The 17,071-nt window shown below is 58.8% G+C and carries 24 protein-coding genes and 2 pseudogenes; 6 read left to right on the plus strand and 20 right to left on the minus strand.

Annotated elements, in window-relative coordinates; all coding sequences use genetic code 11:
- Nucleotides 1-17 precede the first annotated feature (17 nt).
- On the minus strand, nucleotides 18-1,307 hold the full coding sequence (locus tag B9Z31_RS14075; RefSeq protein WP_100120192.1) for a TolC family protein: 1,290 nt from the start codon (nucleotides 1,305-1,307) through the stop codon (nucleotides 18-20).
- Nucleotides 1,308-1,576: 269 nt separating this feature from the next.
- On the opposite strand from B9Z31_RS14075, the gene B9Z31_RS14080 reads away from it, so the two are divergent.
- Nucleotides 1,577-2,179, plus strand: a complete 603-nt coding sequence (locus B9Z31_RS14080) for a response regulator transcription factor (protein ID WP_100120193.1) — start codon at nucleotides 1,577-1,579, stop codon at nucleotides 2,177-2,179.
- Between the two features lie 17 nt (nucleotides 2,180-2,196).
- Here B9Z31_RS14080 and ptsP read toward each other — a convergent pair whose 3' ends face one another.
- Genes ptsP through B9Z31_RS14105 form a run of 5 tightly spaced genes read right to left on the minus strand, consistent with a single transcriptional unit; the run spans nucleotide 2,197 to nucleotide 6,443 of the window.
- On the minus strand, nucleotides 2,197-3,945 hold the full coding sequence (gene ptsP / locus B9Z31_RS14085) for a phosphoenolpyruvate--protein phosphotransferase (RefSeq protein WP_100120194.1): 1,749 nt from the start codon (nucleotides 3,943-3,945) through the stop codon (nucleotides 2,197-2,199).
- Between the two features lie 3 nt (nucleotides 3,946-3,948).
- A complete protein-coding gene (locus B9Z31_RS14090) occupies nucleotides 3,949-4,218 on the minus strand; it encodes an HPr family phosphocarrier protein (RefSeq protein ID WP_100120195.1) in 270 nt (89 codons plus the stop codon).
- Nucleotides 4,187-4,630, minus strand: a complete 444-nt coding sequence (locus B9Z31_RS14095) for a PTS sugar transporter subunit IIA (RefSeq protein WP_100120196.1) — start codon at nucleotides 4,628-4,630, stop codon at nucleotides 4,187-4,189. The genes B9Z31_RS14090 and B9Z31_RS14095 overlap by 32 nt, the downstream gene beginning before the upstream one ends.
- A gap of 11 nt (nucleotides 4,631-4,641) precedes the next feature.
- Nucleotides 4,642-5,901 (minus strand): MFS transporter, encoded by a 1,260-nt coding sequence (locus B9Z31_RS14100; protein ID WP_100120197.1) that lies wholly within the window; start codon nucleotides 5,899-5,901, stop codon nucleotides 4,642-4,644.
- The gene (locus B9Z31_RS14105; RefSeq protein WP_100120198.1) at nucleotides 5,898-6,443 is read right to left on the minus strand and encodes a hypothetical protein; all 546 of its coding nucleotides are present in this window, start codon (nucleotides 6,441-6,443) and stop codon (nucleotides 5,898-5,900) included. Before B9Z31_RS14105 ends, B9Z31_RS14100 begins: the two co-directional genes overlap by 4 nt.
- A gap of 53 nt (nucleotides 6,444-6,496) precedes the next feature.
- Between B9Z31_RS14105 and B9Z31_RS14110 the strand changes: the two genes are divergently transcribed.
- The 3 genes from B9Z31_RS14110 to B9Z31_RS14120 all read left to right on the plus strand — a co-directional run bounded on the left by B9Z31_RS14110 (nucleotide 6,497) and on the right by B9Z31_RS14120 (nucleotide 9,034).
- A complete protein-coding gene (locus B9Z31_RS14110; RefSeq protein WP_100120199.1) occupies nucleotides 6,497-7,741 on the plus strand; it encodes a CaiB/BaiF CoA-transferase family protein in 1,245 nt (414 codons plus the stop codon).
- The gene (locus tag B9Z31_RS14115; protein ID WP_100120200.1) at nucleotides 7,741-8,469 is read left to right on the plus strand and encodes an alpha/beta fold hydrolase; all 729 of its coding nucleotides are present in this window, start codon (nucleotides 7,741-7,743) and stop codon (nucleotides 8,467-8,469) included. The genes B9Z31_RS14110 and B9Z31_RS14115 overlap by 1 nt, the downstream gene beginning before the upstream one ends.
- 94 nt (nucleotides 8,470-8,563) lie before the next feature.
- The gene (locus tag B9Z31_RS14120) at nucleotides 8,564-9,034 is read left to right on the plus strand and encodes a TlpA disulfide reductase family protein (RefSeq protein ID WP_100120201.1); all 471 of its coding nucleotides are present in this window, start codon (nucleotides 8,564-8,566) and stop codon (nucleotides 9,032-9,034) included.
- Nucleotides 9,035-9,086: 52 nt separating this feature from the next.
- On the opposite strand, the pseudogene B9Z31_RS14125 reads toward B9Z31_RS14120, so the two are convergent.
- Nucleotides 9,087-9,539 (minus strand): annotated as a pseudogene (locus tag B9Z31_RS14125) (cytochrome c).
- A 91-nt stretch (nucleotides 9,540-9,630) separates the two neighbouring features.
- Here B9Z31_RS14125 and B9Z31_RS14130 point away from each other — a divergent pair.
- On the plus strand, nucleotides 9,631-10,293 hold the full coding sequence (locus B9Z31_RS14130; protein ID WP_233200984.1) for a cytochrome b/b6 domain-containing protein: 663 nt from the start codon (nucleotides 9,631-9,633) through the stop codon (nucleotides 10,291-10,293).
- Nucleotides 10,294-10,331: 38 nt separating this feature from the next.
- Entirely contained in the window at nucleotides 10,332-10,829 is a 498-nt protein-coding gene (locus B9Z31_RS14135) for a GNAT family N-acetyltransferase (RefSeq protein WP_100120203.1), read from the plus strand.
- Between the two features lie 66 nt (nucleotides 10,830-10,895).
- On the opposite strand, the gene B9Z31_RS14140 is transcribed toward B9Z31_RS14135, so the two are convergent.
- The 13 genes and pseudogenes from B9Z31_RS14140 to B9Z31_RS14200 form a co-directional block, all read right to left on the minus strand.
- Nucleotides 10,896-11,402 (minus strand): peroxiredoxin, encoded by a 507-nt coding sequence (locus B9Z31_RS14140; RefSeq protein ID WP_100120204.1) that lies wholly within the window; start codon nucleotides 11,400-11,402, stop codon nucleotides 10,896-10,898.
- 103 nt (nucleotides 11,403-11,505) lie between these two features.
- The gene (rpsQ, locus tag B9Z31_RS14145) at nucleotides 11,506-11,775 is read right to left on the minus strand and encodes a 30S ribosomal protein S17 (RefSeq protein ID WP_100120205.1); all 270 of its coding nucleotides are present in this window, start codon (nucleotides 11,773-11,775) and stop codon (nucleotides 11,506-11,508) included.
- A gap of 9 nt (nucleotides 11,776-11,784) precedes the next feature.
- Complete coding sequence (gene rpmC, locus B9Z31_RS14150) at nucleotides 11,785-11,979, minus strand: 50S ribosomal protein L29 (protein WP_090044301.1); 195 nt, start codon at nucleotides 11,977-11,979, stop codon at nucleotides 11,785-11,787.
- 17 nt (nucleotides 11,980-11,996) lie between these two features.
- Nucleotides 11,997-12,413 (minus strand): 50S ribosomal protein L16, encoded by a 417-nt coding sequence (gene rplP, locus B9Z31_RS14155; protein WP_019426900.1) that lies wholly within the window; start codon nucleotides 12,411-12,413, stop codon nucleotides 11,997-11,999.
- Between the two features lie 11 nt (nucleotides 12,414-12,424).
- Nucleotides 12,425-13,303, minus strand: coding sequence for a 30S ribosomal protein S3 (gene rpsC, locus B9Z31_RS14160; RefSeq protein WP_100120206.1), 879 nt, complete (start codon nucleotides 13,301-13,303; stop codon nucleotides 12,425-12,427).
- A 14-nt stretch (nucleotides 13,304-13,317) separates the two neighbouring features.
- Nucleotides 13,318-13,647, minus strand: a complete 330-nt coding sequence (gene rplV / locus B9Z31_RS14165; RefSeq protein ID WP_019426902.1) for a 50S ribosomal protein L22 — start codon at nucleotides 13,645-13,647, stop codon at nucleotides 13,318-13,320.
- Between the two features lie 9 nt (nucleotides 13,648-13,656).
- On the minus strand, nucleotides 13,657-13,935 hold the full coding sequence (gene rpsS / locus B9Z31_RS14170) for a 30S ribosomal protein S19 (protein WP_007847809.1): 279 nt from the start codon (nucleotides 13,933-13,935) through the stop codon (nucleotides 13,657-13,659).
- A 10-nt stretch (nucleotides 13,936-13,945) separates the two neighbouring features.
- Entirely contained in the window at nucleotides 13,946-14,770 is an 825-nt protein-coding gene (gene rplB, locus B9Z31_RS14175) for a 50S ribosomal protein L2 (protein WP_100120207.1), read from the minus strand.
- A 2-nt stretch (nucleotides 14,771-14,772) separates the two neighbouring features.
- Nucleotides 14,773-15,087, minus strand: coding sequence for a 50S ribosomal protein L23 (rplW, locus tag B9Z31_RS14180; RefSeq protein ID WP_053172819.1), 315 nt, complete (start codon nucleotides 15,085-15,087; stop codon nucleotides 14,773-14,775).
- Nucleotides 15,084-15,704, minus strand: a complete 621-nt coding sequence (gene rplD / locus B9Z31_RS14185; RefSeq protein WP_019426906.1) for a 50S ribosomal protein L4 — start codon at nucleotides 15,702-15,704, stop codon at nucleotides 15,084-15,086. The genes rplW and rplD overlap by 4 nt, the downstream gene beginning before the upstream one ends.
- The gene (gene rplC / locus B9Z31_RS14190) at nucleotides 15,704-16,369 is read right to left on the minus strand and encodes a 50S ribosomal protein L3 (RefSeq protein ID WP_100120208.1); all 666 of its coding nucleotides are present in this window, start codon (nucleotides 16,367-16,369) and stop codon (nucleotides 15,704-15,706) included. Before rplC ends, rplD begins: the two co-directional genes overlap by 1 nt.
- 181 nt (nucleotides 16,370-16,550) lie before the next feature.
- Entirely contained in the window at nucleotides 16,551-16,865 is a 315-nt protein-coding gene (gene rpsJ, locus B9Z31_RS14195) for a 30S ribosomal protein S10 (RefSeq protein WP_019426908.1), read from the minus strand.
- Nucleotides 16,866-16,940: 75 nt separating this feature from the next.
- Nucleotides 16,941-17,071, minus strand: a pseudogene (locus tag B9Z31_RS14200) (elongation factor Tu); the annotation flags it as partial.

The raw sequence follows: 17,071 nt of genomic DNA on the forward strand, positions 1-17,071 counted from the left end.
TGAGCTGCTGGATCAGATCACTGGGCGCTGTAGCTGCGTGCCAATTGGCCCAAGGCGGCTGTGATGCGGTATTCGGCCGCTTTGACGTCGTGCTGCGCCAGGGCTTCGGCTTGCTGGTAGCTGGCGTATTCGCTCTGGATGTTGAGCAAGTCCAGCAAGGTGCGGCGTGCCAGGCGGAATTGCTCTTTGTAGCCGGACACGAGCTGAGCGCCACTGGTGCGCTGCTGGGCGGCCAATTTCAAGCGGGCTTGTGCCGAAGCCAGATCGGCATAGGCCAGTCGCACGCGCTCTTTGACCACGAGTTCGGTTTCAGCCAAAGTGTCTTGTGCAGCGGTGGCTTGCGCCACGGCCGAGCGCACACCCGCATCAACTTGGCCACCTTGGTAAATGGGCAGGCTGAAGGTGGCTGTGGCCACGGTTTTGGCTCCGGCAATGGCCCCCAGGTGCTGACGGCCCAGACTCAGGTCAAGCGTGGGGTTGTGCATGGCCTTGGCCGAGTCAACGCGGGCCTGCGCTTCTTCGAATTGGGCTTGGGCTTGGGCCAGTGCCGGGCTGGTCATGGCATTCAGGGCCTGCTGCGCGTCAGCGGGCACGGCTTGAGGCAACTGGGGGTAGCGGCCAAAGGCAGCGGTCTGACGGGCGTCGGGCGTGAAGCGGGCCAATTTTTCTTGCGCTTGCTGGAGTTCGGCTTGGCGCTGGGTCAGGTTGGTTTGGGCCGCGTCCAAGCGCACTTGGGCTTGCGCAAGGTCCAGCGAGCGCCCGGCGTCAACCGCCACGATTTTTTGAATGTCGCCCAGAATGAGGCCGTGCTCGGTCACGTTTTGTTGAGCCAGTTGCACCATGTGCTGGCCACGCACAACGGCCAGCCAGGCCTCGGAGGCTTGCAAGGCGATGTCGTCACGGCTCACTTGCAATTTGGCCTGCGCCACTTTGGCGGCGATTTCGGTGCGATGGATATCGGCGCGAACGCGCCCATTGAGGGGCACGCTCCAGGTCAACCAGGGTGTCGCCATGGCTTTTTGATCCGCGTCGCTTTCCTTGATTTTGTTGGCCGATGCGTTCAGAGACAGGCTGGGCATCAATGCACCATTGGCGCGATCGATGTCGGCTTTGGCGCCCGTGACGCCTGCGTTCACCGCCTTGATGCCGGGGTAGTCAACCAAGGCTTGGCGAATCACGCCCTCCAAGGATTGCGCTTGGGCTGGCGCAAAAAGCATGGGCAGCGCCACGGCAGCCAAGGCGGCACAGCGCTGCATACCGTAGGCGACAGTGGGGCGACTCAAATGCGAAGAGATGGTGAGCATCATGGTGTTTCCTTATGTTGCTGACACCGTGAGCCCATTCCTTTGGAAAAGACCAACGATGGTTGTTTGAAGACTTTTGCCGAATGTGTCAAAAGTATCAAAAACCATGTTTTTTGACTATTCTCTCTGCGGCTAATGTTTTGATATTTTTATTACTTAAATATTGATTTCCATGGCTCCTGCTCGCCTCAGCCCTTGGGCTAATAGCGGGTCAAGGCGTACGCCATTAGGATGACGCCCTGACCCTCAGCTCCCCCCGCCATCGGTGCCCCATGAAACATGTGTATGTGATCGACGACAACGACGTGGTGGCCACCGCTTTGAGCGACACATTGCAGCGGCTGGGCTATTCCACCGAGGTTTACAACGACCCTCTGGTGTTCTTGCAGGAATCGATGCCTGTCTCGCCTGCCGTGATCCTGCTGGACATGCGCATGCCCTCCATGACGGGGGTGGCCTTGCAAAAGCGGCTGATGGAGATCGGGCGCAAGACGCCGATTGTCTTCATCAGCGGCGAATGGCAATCCAGCGAGATTGTTTTGGGCATGAAGCAAGGCGCCGTGGATTTCCTTTTCAAGCCGTTCAATCTGGAGGACTTGCTGACCGCGATCTCCAACGCGCTGGAAAAGGACAAACTCAATTCACATGTCTTGGCCGAGCAACTGACGCTGAGAGAACGCTACAACTCCCTGACAGCGCGCGAAAAAGAAGTTTGCGCCCTGCTGGCAGAAGGCTTGCTGAGCAAGCAAATCGCCATCCAGCTGGGCATCAGCAATGCGACGATCAAGGTGCACAAGTCACGCATTTTGGAAAAAATGCAAGTCAGCTCGCTGCAACAATTGGCACTGGACTTGCGGCAGCTGGGACAGCATTGATGGGGGCTGGCGCCCAGTCAGCGCGTCACCAAACTGGCAGGTTCATCGGACGCCAGAACCTGTTCGGCCCACAGCGCCAGCTTGGTGCAATCTGAGCGCAGCACCTGTTGTTTGACCGACAAGATCTGCGAGGGGTGCATGGAAAAGCTGCGCAGCCCCAAGCCCAGCAACAAACGTGTCATGGTCACATCACCCGCCATCTCACCACACACCGACACGCTTTTGCCTTGTCGCTGGCTTTCGGCAATCGTGTCGGCGATCAGGCGCAGCACGGCCGGGTGCATCGGGTCGTACAAATGCGCCACCGATTCGTCGGCCCGGTCAATCGCCAAGGTGTACTGAATCAGGTCGTTGGTGCCGATGGATAAAAAGTCGAAGTATTTGAGGAACAGGCGCAGCGACAAGGCCGCCGCCGGGATTTCGATCATCGCGCCCAAACGAACCGGGCCGTAGGCGGTGCCCCGACGGTCCAACTCTTGCCGGGCTTGCTCTATCAAGGCCACGGTCTGGCGAATTTCGCTGCCGTGCGCCAGCATAGGAATCAGCAAATTGACTTGGCCATGGGCTGCGGCACGCAAAATGGCGCGCAACTGGGTCAAGAACATGGCCGGGTCGGCCAAGCACCAGCGGATGGCACGCAAGCCCAGCGCCGGGTTCAAGTGGGAGGCCTCGTGCCGCGTGTCGTCCAGCGGCTTGTCGGCCCCCACGTCCACGGTTCGGATGGTCACAGGCAGGCCGTTCATGCCATCTACCGCACGGCGGTAGGCTTGGTATTGCGCCTCTTCATCGGGCAGGTCTCCTTGGCGGCCCATGAACAAAAATTCACTGCGAAAAAGCCCCACGCCCAAAGCACCCGCGGTAATGGCCGCTTGCGTGTCTTCGGGCATTTCAATGTTGGCAAGCAACTCGATTTTTTGACCATCCAGCGTGACGGCCGGCGTGTGGCGCAAACGGGCCAGGCGTTCGCGCTCCAGATCGCCCTGGCGCTGCTTGAAACCATAGTCGGCCAAGATGATGGGCGAGGGGTCCACGATGACCACCCCCGCATCGCCGTCGATGATGACCCAATCGTCTTGCTTGACCAACTGACTCGCGGTGCGCGCGCCCACCACGGCCGGGATGTCCAGGCTGCGGGCCACGATGGCGGTGTGGGAGGTCTTGCCGCCCACATCGGTCACAAAACCGGTGAAGACACTTTGCTTGAACTGCAGCATGTCGGCGGGCGACAAATCGTGGGCCACCAAAACCAGGGGCACATCGATGTCACCCAGCTGCAACTCTTGTTGCGGGCGCTGGGGGCGCTTGGCCTGCGCCACCAAAGAGCCGGTGCCTTTGAGGCAGTGCAAGACCCGCTCACCCACTTGTTCCATGTCGGCTTTGCGCTCGCGCAAGTAGGGGTCTTCCATCTCCTCAAATTGGCGAACGATGATCTCCAACTGGCTGGTCAGGGCCCATTCGGCGTTGTACAGGCGCGTTTTGATCCACTGCACAACCCCTGCCGTGAGCTCTTCGTCTTGCAGCAACATGAGGTGCACGTCCAGCAAAGCGGCCAGCTCGTGGGGCGCGTCCTTGGGCATGTCTTTTTGCAGGCGCTGCAGCTCATCGACCACGGCATCGCGGGCCACGCGCAAGCGTTGGATTTCTGCGCCGACTTGGTCGGGGGTCACAAAGTAATGTGCGACGTCGACCCGGCTGGAGGCCACCAGAACCGCACGGCCAATGGCGATGCCACGTGCCACCGCCAAGCCATGGATGCTGAAGGTCATGGCTTATTCGCCTTCGCCAAATTTGTCGTTGATCAGGGCCAACAAGGCCTGCAGCGCCTCTTCATCGCGTTCGCCTGCCGTGTCCAACACCACCTCGCTGCCCAAGCCGGCCGCCAGCATCATCACGCCCATGATGCTTTTGGCGTTGATGCGGCGCTCGCCTTTGCTGAGCCACACCTCACAAGGAAAACTGCCCGCCAGCTTGGTCAACTTGGCCGATGCACGGGCGTGCAAACCCAATTTATTGCTGATGGTCACGGTGGCTTGGGGCATGTCTCTGTCCAGTTTGATTTTGGGGTGCGGTGCTGCCCACAGGCATCACGCCTTGGGTGCCGCCGGCTTGGGCGCGTGCGGCGAGCAGCTCGAGGCTTTCGTGGCGGTAGCAGACGCTGCGCAACAACATGGGCAAATTGGCGCCAGCCACCAAACGCGTGTTGTGGCCATTGCCCAGTTGCTGGGCCACATTGCACGGCGTGGCACCGAACACATCGCTCAGCAGCAGCACCTCCTCAGTCCCCAAAGCGCTCAGGGCTTCTCGGGCCAAGTTCAGACTTTGTTCGGGCGCGTCATCCGGCAAAACATCCAGTGCACGCACAACTTCTGCGCAATCGGGAAAGACGTGCAAGGCACATTCCCGCAAAGCAGTAGCCAAAGGGGCGTGGGCAATGATGAGGATACCGATCATGATGGCTGGGATTATCGGGCCTGCGCCGGCTTTTTAAGCATGAAATAAGCCCAGGAGCACACCGAGCTGAGCCCAAAACAGGCCAGCGCCAACTGGTAGGCCTGTGCATGGGCCAAACCCAAGGCGCGTCCGGCATCGACCAACAGCCCAATACCCCACTGCACCACAAAGATGCCGGCAAAGATCACCAAGTTGTAGGCCGACAGCGCACGCCCCGCCAAATGCGAGGGGAAGGCCATGCCGACCGCTGGCTGGGCCAAGGCCACAAAAGTACTGGTCGTGCACAGCAAGGCCAAGCCCACAGCCGCCCCGCCACCAATGGCAGGCCCGGCCCACACCAGTGTGCCAATGACGGCGAAACTCAAAGGCAGGCCCCACGCGATCAAACGCTCCACAGGGATGCCTTTGCGGGCCAAGCCAGGCGTGATCAAACCCCACAACCAAAATGTCACCAGCATGGACAGGTTGATCAGGAAAAGTCCCGATGCGGCTTCAGAGGCTGTCCACCCCGCCACTTGGGTCATCCAAGGCCCCGCCCACAGCGTCTGAATGGCCACCATGCCGCCATAGCTGAAAAAGCCCAGCGGGGTCATGCGCCAAAAATACGCACTGCGCCAGATCTCACGGTAACTGCCATCGTCGTCGGCCGGTCTCTGCGCGGCGCCCATGCCTGCTTTTTGCCAAACCGGCACCAACAAGGCAATGAGCAGCATGGCCAAGGCGATCATCACGCCCAAAATGACAAAAAGCGCACGCCAACCCCAAATGGGCATGAGCCACTGAACCGGCAAGGTGGCGGCCAACATGCCCAAAGAGCCCGTCATCAGCATCCATGAGTTGGTGCGCAGCTGGGTGCTGGCGTCAAACCAGCGGCGATAGCCCGTGAGCGGGGCCATCAAACAGGCACTCACGCCCATGCCGCACAGCACCCGCGCCGCCAACAAGCCGTGGAAACTGTCGGCCCAAGAAAATGCCAAGCAACCCAACACGGCCAAAGTCAAAAAAGCCAGAATGACTTTTTTGGGGCCATGCTGGTCCAGCCATCGACCCAAAGGCAATTGCGTGAGCGAAAAACCCAAAAAGTAGCCCCCGGCCAAGAGTCCCAAATCTTGGGCGCTCAGGTTGAATTCGGTGGTCAGTGTGGGCGACAAGGTGGCGGTGATGGCCCGCACCAAGGCTGAAAAAAAGTAGGCCAGCGCGAAGGCCAAGAACACCACCACCGCCATGCGGCGCGGCAAATGCTCGGCGCGAGAGGCATCGGACGCGCTCATGGCTGGATCCCGTCAAACAAGGTAGTAGCCATCTCGGGTTGGATTTTGGCGTCATACAGCACAGCATGGACCAGGCGGACCCGGTCACCCTCGGCGACAGCGCCCCACACCGCGTCCATGCGCACAGGCTCTCCGTTGGCCCGCAATCCCGTTGCCTGCAGCCGCAGTGACGCGCTCAGGGGCAAATGTCCCGGGCGGTGCCAAGTTTGCCGCCCCGTTGCCTGACCGGGCTGCACACGGGCGTTGTCCAGGGTGGCTTTTTGCCAGCCCAGCAAGACGGCATTGGCATCGGCTCCGGCCGGCAAAAGCGCTGTCATCACCGCCACCATGGCCGAGCCACTCTCGCAACCCACCATGTGCAAGTCCACCGGATGGCCCCCTAAGGGCACGCTGCGCGTGGTTTTATCTGGCTTGCAAGGCAATTGCGCTTTGAGAGCACTGCCTTCGAGACCGACATCGCGCCAGTTTTGGCCAGGGCTGCAGGCGCCTAAATTCAGAGCGAGTATCAAACTGGCACAGAGCGCCAAAAAATGGATTTGCATGGGGTGATTATCCTGATCAGCGGCGGCCTCTGGTTTTGGGGACAATGTGGACCATGAATTCACTTGACGGCATCCGCGTTCTCGACCTCTCCCGCGTATTGGCGGGCCCTTGGTGTACACAGACTTTGGCCGACCTGGGGGCCGATGTCATCAAAATTGAGCGCCCAGGCACGGGCGATGACACCCGCACTTGGGGTCCCCCATTTTTGAAAGACGCACAAGGCCAAGACACGGCTGAAGCGGCTTACTACCTCGGCGCCAACCGCAACAAACGGTCCTTGACCTGCGACATTGCCCAGCCCGAGGGCCAAGCCCTGATCCGCGAGTTGGTGCAGCACTGCGACGTGTTTGTGGAGAACTTCAAGGTGGGCGACATGGCCCGCTATGGCCTGGACTACGCGAGCCTGAGCGCCCTGAACCCCAAACTGGTGTACTGCAGCGTGACGGGCTTTGGCCAAACCGGCCCCTACCGCGAACGCGCCGGTTATGACTACGCCGTGCAAGGCATTGGCGGCTTGATGAGCGTCACGGGCGAGCGCGACGATTTGGGTGGCGGTCCCCAAAAAGTGGGCGTGGCCGTGGCCGATTTGTTCACGGGCATGTACGCCACGGTGGCGATTTTGGCGGCCTTGCGCCACGTCGAGCGCACCGGCCAAGGCCAGCAGGTGGACATGGCCCTGCTCGACACCCAAGTGGCCATGCTCGCCAATTTGGGCTCGAACTACCTGGTCAGCGGCAAAGTACCCGGCCGGGCAGGCAATGCGCACCAAAACATCGTCCCGTACCAAGTTTTTGAGGTCATGCCCCCCGAAGGCGCCCCACCGGGCACCCGCGATCACCTGATTCTGGCTGTGGGCAATGACGGGCAGTTTGCCAAGTTTTGCGCCGTGGCCGGTCACCCCGAACTGGCCCAAGACCCCCGCTACGCACTCAACACCAACCGCGTACGGCACCGCGCCGAATTGGTCCCCCAGTTAGAAGCCATCATGGCCACCCGGACCAAAGCCGTGTGGCTGAGCGCATTAGAGGCCGCCAAGGTGCCCTGTGGTGCCATCAACACCTTGGGGGAAGTTTTTGCGGATCCCCAAGTTCAAGAGCGTGGCATGGTCAGCACCTGGTCGCACCCGATTCAGTCGGACTTGAAACTGGTCTCGAGCCCCATCAAGATGAGCCTGACGCCGGTGCGCCAAGATCTGCCGCCGCCCATGTTGGGCCAGCACACGGCCGAGGTCTTGCGTGAAGTGCTGGGGTGGACGCCAGAACAACAAGGCGCATTGCGCGGCAAAGGGGTGATCTGATGGCCCATTTTCTGCTGGTGCATGGCGCTTGGCACGGCGCTTGGTGCTGGCAGCGTGTGCTGCCGGGTTTGGTCCGGGCGGGGCACCGGGCCCACGCGGTCACCCTCACAGGCGTGGGAGAGCGCGCCCATTTGCTGCAAGCCGACATTGATCTGGAAACCCACATCCAAGATGTGATGGCCGCGATGGATGCCGAGGAGATGGACGATGTGGTTTTGGTCGTGCACTCCTACGCGGGCATGCTGGGCACCGCCGTCGCCGACCGCCGGCCACAACGCTTGCGCCATTTGGTTTACTTGGATGCGGTGCTGCCCAAACCCGGCGAAAGCTGGAGCAGCACACACGCCAGCGCGACGCGCGATGCCCGCATCATGGCCGCGCAGGCCCACCCCTTGCGCGCATTTCCAGCGCCAGACCCTGCGGTATTCGGCTTGAGCGATGCCGACCATGCGTGGGTGGCGAGACGGCAAACACCGCACCCAGGCGGCCCTTACACGCAGGTGCTCGACTTTGACCCCCAGCGCGTGGCCAGCGTCCCCCGAACGTTCATCAACTGCACCTTGCCGCCCCTTGGCACCATCGATGTCAGCCGACGCCGAATGGTCGACCCCTTGTTTTGGAACGGCGCTTGGCTGCCGGGCTCCACGGTGGTGGAGATGGCCACGGGCCATGACCCCATGGTCAGTGACCCCGAAGGCCTTTTGAAATGCTTGCTGTCCCGGCTTTGAGCCCCTGCGGCTTGGCAATGGGATTAGACTTTGCCCCATGAACCAGCATCACCATTTTTTGTGGAGTCCTCCACGCTTGAGTCGCCGCCTGTGGATGGGCTTGGGCGCACTCGGTTTGTCCGTGGCCCTGTTGGGGTGTGCGGGTGAGCGTGCACCCGAATCTTCTTTCGTCCTGCTCGATGGCACCAAGCTGAACGCCAATCAACTACAAGGCAAGGTGGCACTGGTCAATTTCTGGGCCACCAGCTGCACCACGTGTGTCGCCGAAATGCCCGAACTGGTGGCCACACACCAGAAATTCAAAGACCGCGGCTTTGACACGGTGGCTGTGGCCATGAGCTACGACCCACCCAGCTATGTGGTCAATTTCGCGCAATCGCGGCAATTGCCTTTCAAGGTCGCCATCGACAACACCGGCGCTGTCGCCCGAGCGTGGGGCGATGTCCAACTGACCCCCACCACCTTTTTGGTCAACAAGCGTGGTGAGATCGTGAAACGGTTTGTCGGGACGCCCGACTTTGCCGAGCTTCACCAGTTGATCGACAAACTCTTGACCGAAACCTGATGTGACCGGCTTTGGGCCATTGGCGCTGGCATCAGCGCCAATGGTGGCTTTCTCAGTCCTTGCGGAAGTTGTCGTGACACGCTTTGCACGAGGCGCCCGCCGGGCCAAATGCGGCCTTCAGTGCATCCACATTGCCCGCTTTGGCGGCCGTGTTGAGTTTGACAATTTCAGCTTGCATCTTGTCGGATGCTTCTTTGTATTTGGCCGCTTCCTTCCAGATTTCGGGTTTGGCACGGGTGTCACCCTTGTCCGTGCCTTCGCCAAAAGCCGCCCATGGCAACTTGGCCAACGTGGCCACGATTTCTGCATTGTCGGCGGCAGCCTTGGCATCGTAAGGCGCGCGGCCACTGGCCATGGCGCCCAAACGCCCGAAGTGCGCAGCCATCACCGTGAAAGTGGCTTTGCGGTACTAGACCGCATCTTCTGGCTTGGCAAATTGCGCATGCGCAGGCACGCTCATCGCCAAAACCAACAAAGTCCCCACCAGACCGATCGTTTGTTTCATATTGGACTCCCATCATTTGAAACGTTTGAAAAAGATTTATCCTGTGACAGTCTGGCATAAATCGATGAATGCCGCATTGCTGAAAGTGTTTATGTTCACCCTCCGAATCTGGGATTTGCCCACCCGACTGTTTCATTGGGCTTTGGCTGCGTGCGTGGTGGGCTTGATCGTCACGGGCAAATGGGGGGGCAACGCCATGGTCTGGCACTTCCGTTTCGGTTATGGGGTGCTGGCCCTGTTGTCCTTTCGTCTTCTTTGGGGCTTTTGGGGTGGCTTTTGGTCTCGCTGGGCGCAACTGCCCCTTTCACCTCTCGCTGTTTGGCGCTATTTGAAGGGCCACACTCCTGAACACGCGTTTCCCGGTCACAACCCCTTGGGTTCTTGGTCCATCTTGGCCATGTTGCTGGTCTTGGCGTTCCAGGTGAGCACGGGCTTGGTCAGTGACGATGAGATAGCCAATGCAGGTCCTTTGACCGCCTTGGTGTCCGGCGCATGGGTTTCATGGGCCACCAGTTGGCACAAGCAATGGGGCCAATGGCTGGTTTTTTTCTTGGTGGGCTTGCACGTGCTGGCCCTGCTTTGGTACCGTCTCCGAAAACGCCTGTCCTTGGTGCCCGCCATGGTGCATGGCCATAAAACCTTGGCGAAGGCCGCTCCGGAGTCGCAAGACCGTGCGATTCACCGGGGTTTGGCCTTGGTGCTGCTGGGCCTTGCGTCAGTGGCCGTGTGGGGCTTGTTGTCTTTGAGCCCCTGAGCGCTCATTACACTGTGGCTTATTTTTGACGCATTGCCATGTCTGCCCATTCACCACTTATTCGCATTGGCCTCGCTGAGGGCTTGGAGGAGTTGAACCAAACCCGGGCCATTTTTCAGGAGTACGCGGCCTCTTTGGCCGTTGATTTGTGTTTCCAAGGTTTTGAGCAAGAGCTGGTGGATTTGCCGGGTGACTATGCCCAACCCCGTGGCGCCCTCTTGCTCGCTTGGCTGAACGGTGTTTTGGCCGGTTGTTGTGCCCTGCGGCCTCTGGACACCTCGGATTACGCCAATGCCGCTGAGATGAAGCGTTTGTTTGTGCGGCCGTCGGCACGAGGCCAGGGCTTGGGGCGCTTGCTGACCGAAGCGATTTTGGACGCTGCGCGTGCCGCCGGTTACAGCTGTGTTTTGCTGGACACCTTGGACGACATGGAATCCGCCCGGGCGCTCTACGAGGACTTGGGCTTTGTCGAGATTCCGCCCTACTACCACAACCCCCACGCCGGAGCGCACTACCTCAAAGTGGACATCGATTGAACTTGACCGCTTGACGGCATGCAAAAAAAAGGGACCCGCAGGTCCCTTTTTCACAGCGAAGCAAGTTCAGCCTTTGGCTTGAGCCAGCAGGGTGGCGGCATCGCTCACTTCGAATTTGCCAGGGCCTTCTACGTTCAAGGTCGCGACTTTGCCATCTTTGACCAACATGGAATAACGGTTGCTGCGCACACCCATGCCGCGGCTGGTCAGGTCCAAAGTCAAACCAGTGGCTTTGCTGAAGTCGGCACTGCCGTCACCCAGCATGCGCACTTTGGCGCCGGTCTTTTGCTCACGCGCCCATGCGCCCATGACGAAAGCATCGTTCACGCTCACGCACCAGATTTCGTCCACACCCGCGGCCTTCAGGGCATCGTGGTTCTCAACATAGCCGGGAACATGCTTGGCTGAGCAAGTGGGTGTGAATGCGCCTGGCAATGCGAACAAGGCGATGGTTTTGCCGGCTGTGGCCTTGGCCACGTCCACGGGGTTGGGGCCAATGCTGCAACCGTTGCCTTCCACTTCGACGAATTCCATCAGTGTGGCTGCGGGCAGGGTGTCTCCGACTTTGATCATGTGGTGCTCCTTTGGTTTGTATGGCTGGAATGCCAAGGTAAAAAAAAACGACCCACCATTGTGGGTCGTTTTTTGAAAGTTTGCAGCAGTCAGGCTTTTGGGCTTAGACGGCAGCAGCTTTCTGAACCAGGCGCGTAGCGACCCAGTTTTTGGTCTTCGAAATCGGACGGCTTTCCGTGATTTCAATGGTATCGCCCAGGTGGTATTGACCTGTTTCGTCGTGCGCGTGGTACTTGCTCGACTTGGCCACGATCTTGCCGTAGAGCGCGTGTTTCACACGACGCTCGACCAGCACGGTCACGGTTTTGGCGCGCTTGTCGCTGACCACCTTGCCAATCAAGGTGCGCTTGAGGGATGTTTTAGCTTCCGTCATGGTCACTCCTTACTTGGCGGCTTGCTTTTGGGCAAGGATGGTTTTGGCACGGGCGATGGAACGACGAGTCTGGCTCAGCGTACCGGTGTTACCGAGTTGTTGCGTGGCTTTTTGCATACGAAGGCCAAAGTGGGCTTTTTGCAGCGCTTTGATTTCGTCTTTCACACCAGCAACGTCTTTTTGGCGCAATTCAGCAGCGTTCATTTCTTGTTTCTCCTGAATTATTGGCCAATCATGCGGGCCACAAAAGTGGTACGCAAGGGCAACTTGGCAGCGGCCAATTTGAAGGCTTCACGGGCCAACTCTTCAGGCACGCCTACGATTTCATAGAGCACCTTACCGGGTTGGATTTCGGCCACGTAGTACTCGGGGTTACCTTTACCGTTACCCATACGCACTTCAGCAGGCTTGGTGGAGATCGGTTTATCAGGGAACACACGAATCCAGATGCGACCACCACGTTTGACGTGACGGGAAATCGCACGGCGTGCGGCTTCGATCTGGCGGGCCGTCAAACGGCCACGGTCTGTGGACTTCAGGCCGAAGTCACCGAACGCCACCGTGTTACCACGGGTAGCGACGCCGGTGTTGCGGCCTTTCTGTTCCTTGCGGAACTTTCTGCGAGCAGGTTGCAGCATGTTGTTACTCCTTATTGACCGTCAGCTGCTGCAGCTGGCGCGGCGACTGTGCGTACGCGCTTAACGGCGGGTTTGGCATCACCGCCTGCACCGGCGGGCTTGTCGCTACCGTCAGTGGGGGCTGTGTTGGTGCCAGCGGGGCGACGTGGGCCACCACGACGATCACCTGTTGGGCGATCACCTGGACGGGCGTCACGGCGAGGACCACGTGGGCGGCGCTCTTCTTCGGCACGTGGCTCAGCCAGTGCAGGAGCATCGTTGCGACCCAAGGTGTCACCTTTGTAGACCCAGACCTTGACACCGATGATGCCGTAGGTGGTCTTGGCTTCGGAAGTGGCGTAGTCGATGTCAGCGCGCAGGGTGTGCAATGGCACACGGCCTTCGCGATACCACTCGGTACGCGCAATTTCGATACCGTTCAGACGGCCAGCCGACATGATCTTGATGCCTTGGGCACCCAGACGCATGGCGTTTTGCATGGCGCGCTTCATGGCGCGGCGGAACATGATCCGCTTTTCAAGCTGTTGGGTGATGCTGTCAGCGATCAGTTGGGCATCGATTTCGGGCTTGCGCACTTCTTCGATGTTGACGGCGACAGGCACGCCCAAGCGAGCAGCGAGTTCTTTCTTGAGCAACTCGATGTCTTCGCCTTTTTTACCGATCACCACACCAGGACGAGCCGAGAAGATGGTGATGCGGGCGCTCTTGGCTGGACGCTCGATCAGCACGCGGGAAACCGCGGCGTTCTTGAGCTTGGCCTTGAGGTACTCACGCACCTTGATGTCTTCAGCCAGCATGCCAGCGAAGTCTTTGTTGCTTGCGTACCAGCGGCTGGCCCAGTTACGGCTGACGGCCAAACGGAAGCCGGTAGGATGGATTTTTTGTCCCATGTTTCTTCCCTGGCTTAGTTGCCGACCGTCACATACACATGGCATGTGGGCTTGCTGATACGGTTGCCACGGCCTTTGGCGCGGGCTGTGAAACGCTTGAGCGTGGTGCCTTGTTCGACGTAGATGGTTTTCACCTTCAACTCGTCGATGTCGGCACCGTCGTTGTGCTCAGCGTTGGCGATGGCGGACTCGAGAACCTTCTTGACGATGCCCGCAGCTTTTTTCTGCGTGAATGTCAAGATGTTCAGAGCTTGATCCACTTTTTTACCGCGAATCAAATCGGCGACCAAGCGGCCTTTATCGACCGACAAACGGACGCCCCGGAGGACTGCACGTGTTTCCATGGTCTTTCCTTATTTCTTCTGGACTTTTTTGTCCGCAGGGTGACCCTTGAATGTCCGGGTCAATGCGAATTCGCCCAATTTGTGGCCAACCATTTGGTCGGTCACATAAACAGGAACGTGTTGCTTGCCGTTGTGAACGGCGATGGTCAGACCGATGAAATCGGGCAGAACCATGGAGCGACGCGACCATGTCTTGACGGGCTTTTTATCTTTGGTAGCGACGGCTTTTTCAACCTTGGCCAACAAATGGTGGTCAACGAATGGACCCTTTTTGAGAGAGCGTGTCATTGTCTAACCCTTACTTCTTGCGACGCGACACGATCATGACCTGTGTGCGCTTGTTGTTACGGGTACGGTAGCCCTTGGTGAGGTTGCCCCACGGGTCTACTGCATGACGGCCTTCGCCGGTACGGCCTTCGCCACCACCGTGAGGGTGATCCACAGGGTTCATGGCCACGCCACGAACGGTTGGGCGGATACCCATCCAACGCTTGACACCGGCCTTGCCCAATTGGCGCAGGCTGTGTTCTTCGTTGGCGACTTCACCGATGGTTGCACGGCACTCGATGTGGATCTTGCGAACTTCACCGGAGCGCATACGCACTTGAGCGTAGATGCCTTCGCGAGCCAGCAAGGTGGCCGAAGCACCTGCCGAACGTGCGATTTGAGCACCCGCACCGGGCTTGAGCTCGATGCAATGGATGGTCGAACCCACGGGGATGTTGCGGATAGGCAAAGTGTTGCCAGCGCGGATGGGCGCTTCTGGACCCGACAACAGTGTGGCACCGGTTTCAATGCCACGTGGGGCAATGATGTAACGGCGCTCGCCATCGGCGTAGCACAGCAAAGCAATGTGTGCAGTGCGGTTTGGATCGTACTCAATGCGCTCGACTTTCGCCGGGATCGCATCTTTGTTGCGCTTGAAGTCGACCACGCGGTAGTGGTGCTTGTGACCACCGCCTTTGTGGCGAGTTGTGATGTGACCGTTGTTGTTACGGCCCGACTTCTGGTGCTGGGGTTCCAGCAACGGAGCGTAGCCTTCACCTTTGTGCAGGTGGTCACGGGTGACCTTCACCACGCCACGACGGCCTGGGGATGTCGGTTTGATCTTGATGACAGCCATGATTACGCAGCCTCCCCGGACAGGTTCAGCTCTTGACCTGGTTGCAGCGTGACATAAGCCTTGCGAACGTTGTCGCGACGGCCAATGGTCTTGCCAAAACGCTTGGTCTTGCCCTTGGTATTCACCACAGAGACGCCTTTGACCTCGACCTTGAACATCAATTCCACAGCGGCTTTGATTTCAGGCTTGGTGGCGTCCTGCAGCACTTTGAATGTCACAGCGTTGGATTTCTCTGCAACCATGGTGGCCTTTTCGGACACGATGGGGGCAACCAGCACGGACATCAGACGACCTTCGTCAAACTTCACGGCGCTCATGCAAACATCTCCTTGAGTTTGTCCATGGCACCTTTGGTCACGAGGACTTTCTTGAAGTTCACCAAAGACACGGGATCGGCGTAACGTGGCTCAACAATCAGGATGTTGATCAAGTTGCGCGATGCCAAGTACAGGTTCTCGTCGACTTCGTCAGCGATCACCAGCACGTTGTCGAGACTCATGGCCTTGAACTTGGCAGCGAGCTGCTTTGTTTTAGGTGTCTCAACCTTGAAGGAATCCACCACAGCCAGGCGGCCTTCGCGGGCCAGCTGCGAGAAGATCGAAGCCATACCGGCGCGGTACATCTTCTTGTTGATCTTCTGGGTGAAGTTTTCGTCGGGCATGTTCGGGAAAATCCGACCACCGCCACGCCACAAAGGCGAGGAAGTCATACCAGCGCGAGCGCGACCCGTGCCTTTTTGTTTAAAAGGCTTCTTGGTGGAGTGGTGAACTTGTTCACGGTCCTTTTGAGCGCGCGTGCCTTGACGGGCATTGGCCTGATAAGCCACCACGATTTGGTGGATCAGGGCTTCGTTGTATTCACGACCGAACACAGTCTCGGGCGCATCCACTTTGGAGGCGGCTTGACCTTGGTCGTTCAGGAGTTCGAGCTGCATCAGTTCGCTCCTTTGGCTTTGATGGCGGGACGCACGGTCACGAAACCACCCTTGGAGCCAGGAATGGCACCTTTGACCATCAACAGGCCACGGGCTTCGTCAACGCGGATGACAGCGAGGTTCTGCGTGGTGCAAGTCACATCACCGAGGTGGCCCGACATTTTTTTGCCAGGGAACACGCGGCCAGGATCTTGCGCCATCGAAATCGAACCAGGCACATTGTGCGAACGGCTGTTACCGTGCGATGCGCGCTGCGATTTGAAGTTGTGACGCTTGATCGTGCCGGTGAAGCCTTTACCGATGGAAGTGCCTTGCACGTCCACTTTCTGGCCCACAGCAAACACGGCAGCCACGGGCACAGTGGCGCCTGCGGCGTACTGGGCAGCCGTGTCGGCGGTCACGCGGAATTCTTGAATGATTTCACCGGCTTCAACACCGGCTTTGGCCAAGTGACCAGCGATAGGCTTGGTCACGCGCGATGCCTTGCGGGCACCAAATGTCACTTGCAAAGCGACATAGCCATCGTTCTCTTGGGTTTTGACCTGGGATACGCGGTTGTTAGACACATCCAGCACTGTGACAGGAACGGAATCCCCATCATCAGTGAACAGACGCATCATGCCCACCTTGCGACCCAGCAACCCGAGGGAGTTGCTCAGACTCATTGTTTTCTCCAAAACTTTCACCGAGGCCACTTCAATTGGCAGCCCCGTTTGGTGTGTGAAAGACTGTTAATAAATCTCACCCCAAAAGAGGTGAGCCTGAAATTATAGCCCGACTTGCCATTTCTGGCAAGTCGGGGCTTATTTCAAGTTTTGGATGGCCTTTCAGCCACCCCAAACTGCATTACTGCAGCTTGATTTCGACGTCCACGCCAGCGGGCAGATCGAGTTTCATCAAGGCGTCCACAGTTTTGTCTGTAGGGTCCACGATGTCCATCAAACGCTGGTGCGTACGGATTTCCAACTGGTCACGGCTGGTCTTGTTGACGTGCGGTGAACGCAGGATGTCAAAACGCTTCATGCGTGTTGGCAAAGGCACTGGGCCCTTGACAATCGCGCCAGTGCGCTTGGCCGTGTCGACGATCTCTGCGGCGGACTGATCGATCAATTTGTAGTCAAACGCTTTCAGGCGAATGCGGATTTTTTGCTTGGATGACATGTCAATTCCTTGTGGTGAGTGTTTGCTTGCTGCAGCGCAAAGGCCAGGCCTTTGCGCCACCGATCCACAAAAGAATTAAGCGATGATCTTGGCAACAACGCCAGCGCCAACCGTGCGGCCACCTTCGCGGATAGCGAAGCGCAAGCCTTCTTCCATCGCAATGGGGTTGATCAACTTCACAGTGATCGACACGTTGTCACCCGGCA

It is taken from the genome of Limnohabitans sp. G3-2, from assembly GCF_002778275.1.
In the GTDB taxonomy this organism is placed as follows: Bacteria; Pseudomonadota; Gammaproteobacteria; order Burkholderiales; family Burkholderiaceae_C; genus Limnohabitans_A.

Bases quoted from the DNA above. Each gene is read 5' to 3' on its own strand.
- B9Z31_RS14115 (WP_100120200.1), top strand. From the start codon at position 7,741: ATGGCCCATTTTCTGCTGGTGCATGGCGCTTGGCACGGCGCTTGGTGC.
- B9Z31_RS14135 (WP_100120203.1), top strand. From the start codon at position 10,332: ATGTCTGCCCATTCACCACTTATTCGCATTGGCCTCGCTGAGGGCTTG.
- rplB (WP_100120207.1), bottom strand. From the start codon at position 14,770: ATGGCTGTCATCAAGATCAAACCGACATCCCCAGGCCGTCGTGGCGTG.
- rpmC (WP_090044301.1), bottom strand. From the start codon at position 11,979: ATGAACGCTGCTGAATTGCGCCAAAAAGACGTTGCTGGTGTGAAAGAC.
- rplW (WP_053172819.1), bottom strand. From the start codon at position 15,087: ATGAGCGCCGTGAAGTTTGACGAAGGTCGTCTGATGTCCGTGCTGGTT.
- rplD (WP_019426906.1), bottom strand. From the start codon at position 15,704: ATGCAGCTCGAACTCCTGAACGACCAAGGTCAAGCCGCCTCCAAAGTG.
- rpsC (WP_100120206.1), bottom strand. From the start codon at position 13,303: ATGGGACAAAAAATCCATCCTACCGGCTTCCGTTTGGCCGTCAGCCGT.
- rplC (WP_100120208.1), bottom strand. From the start codon at position 16,369: ATGAGTCTGAGCAACTCCCTCGGGTTGCTGGGTCGCAAGGTGGGCATG.
- B9Z31_RS14075 (WP_100120192.1), bottom strand. From the start codon at position 1,307: ATGATGCTCACCATCTCTTCGCATTTGAGTCGCCCCACTGTCGCCTAC.
- rplP (WP_019426900.1), bottom strand. From the start codon at position 12,413: ATGCTGCAACCTGCTCGCAGAAAGTTCCGCAAGGAACAGAAAGGCCGC.
- B9Z31_RS14130 (WP_233200984.1), top strand. From the start codon at position 9,631: ATGTTCACCCTCCGAATCTGGGATTTGCCCACCCGACTGTTTCATTGG.
- rpsS (WP_007847809.1), bottom strand. From the start codon at position 13,935: ATGACACGCTCTCTCAAAAAGGGTCCATTCGTTGACCACCATTTGTTG.
- B9Z31_RS14120 (WP_100120201.1), top strand. From the start codon at position 8,564: ATGGGCTTGGGCGCACTCGGTTTGTCCGTGGCCCTGTTGGGGTGTGCG.
- rpsQ (WP_100120205.1), bottom strand. From the start codon at position 11,775: ATGACGGAAGCTAAAACATCCCTCAAGCGCACCTTGATTGGCAAGGTG.
- B9Z31_RS14080 (WP_100120193.1), top strand. From the start codon at position 1,577: ATGAAACATGTGTATGTGATCGACGACAACGACGTGGTGGCCACCGCT.
- B9Z31_RS14090 (WP_100120195.1), bottom strand. From the start codon at position 4,218: ATGCCCCAAGCCACCGTGACCATCAGCAATAAATTGGGTTTGCACGCC.
- B9Z31_RS14100 (WP_100120197.1), bottom strand. From the start codon at position 5,901: ATGAGCGCGTCCGATGCCTCTCGCGCCGAGCATTTGCCGCGCCGCATG.
- rpsJ (WP_019426908.1), bottom strand. From the start codon at position 16,865: ATGTCATCCAAGCAAAAAATCCGCATTCGCCTGAAAGCGTTTGACTAC.
- B9Z31_RS14105 (WP_100120198.1), bottom strand. From the start codon at position 6,443: ATGCAAATCCATTTTTTGGCGCTCTGTGCCAGTTTGATACTCGCTCTG.
- B9Z31_RS14095 (WP_100120196.1), bottom strand. From the start codon at position 4,630: ATGATCGGTATCCTCATCATTGCCCACGCCCCTTTGGCTACTGCTTTG.
- B9Z31_RS14140 (WP_100120204.1), bottom strand. From the start codon at position 11,402: ATGATCAAAGTCGGAGACACCCTGCCCGCAGCCACACTGATGGAATTC.
- rplV (WP_019426902.1), bottom strand. From the start codon at position 13,647: ATGGAAACACGTGCAGTCCTCCGGGGCGTCCGTTTGTCGGTCGATAAA.
- B9Z31_RS14110 (WP_100120199.1), top strand. From the start codon at position 6,497: ATGAATTCACTTGACGGCATCCGCGTTCTCGACCTCTCCCGCGTATTG.
- ptsP (WP_100120194.1), bottom strand. From the start codon at position 3,945: ATGACCTTCAGCATCCATGGCTTGGCGGTGGCACGTGGCATCGCCATT.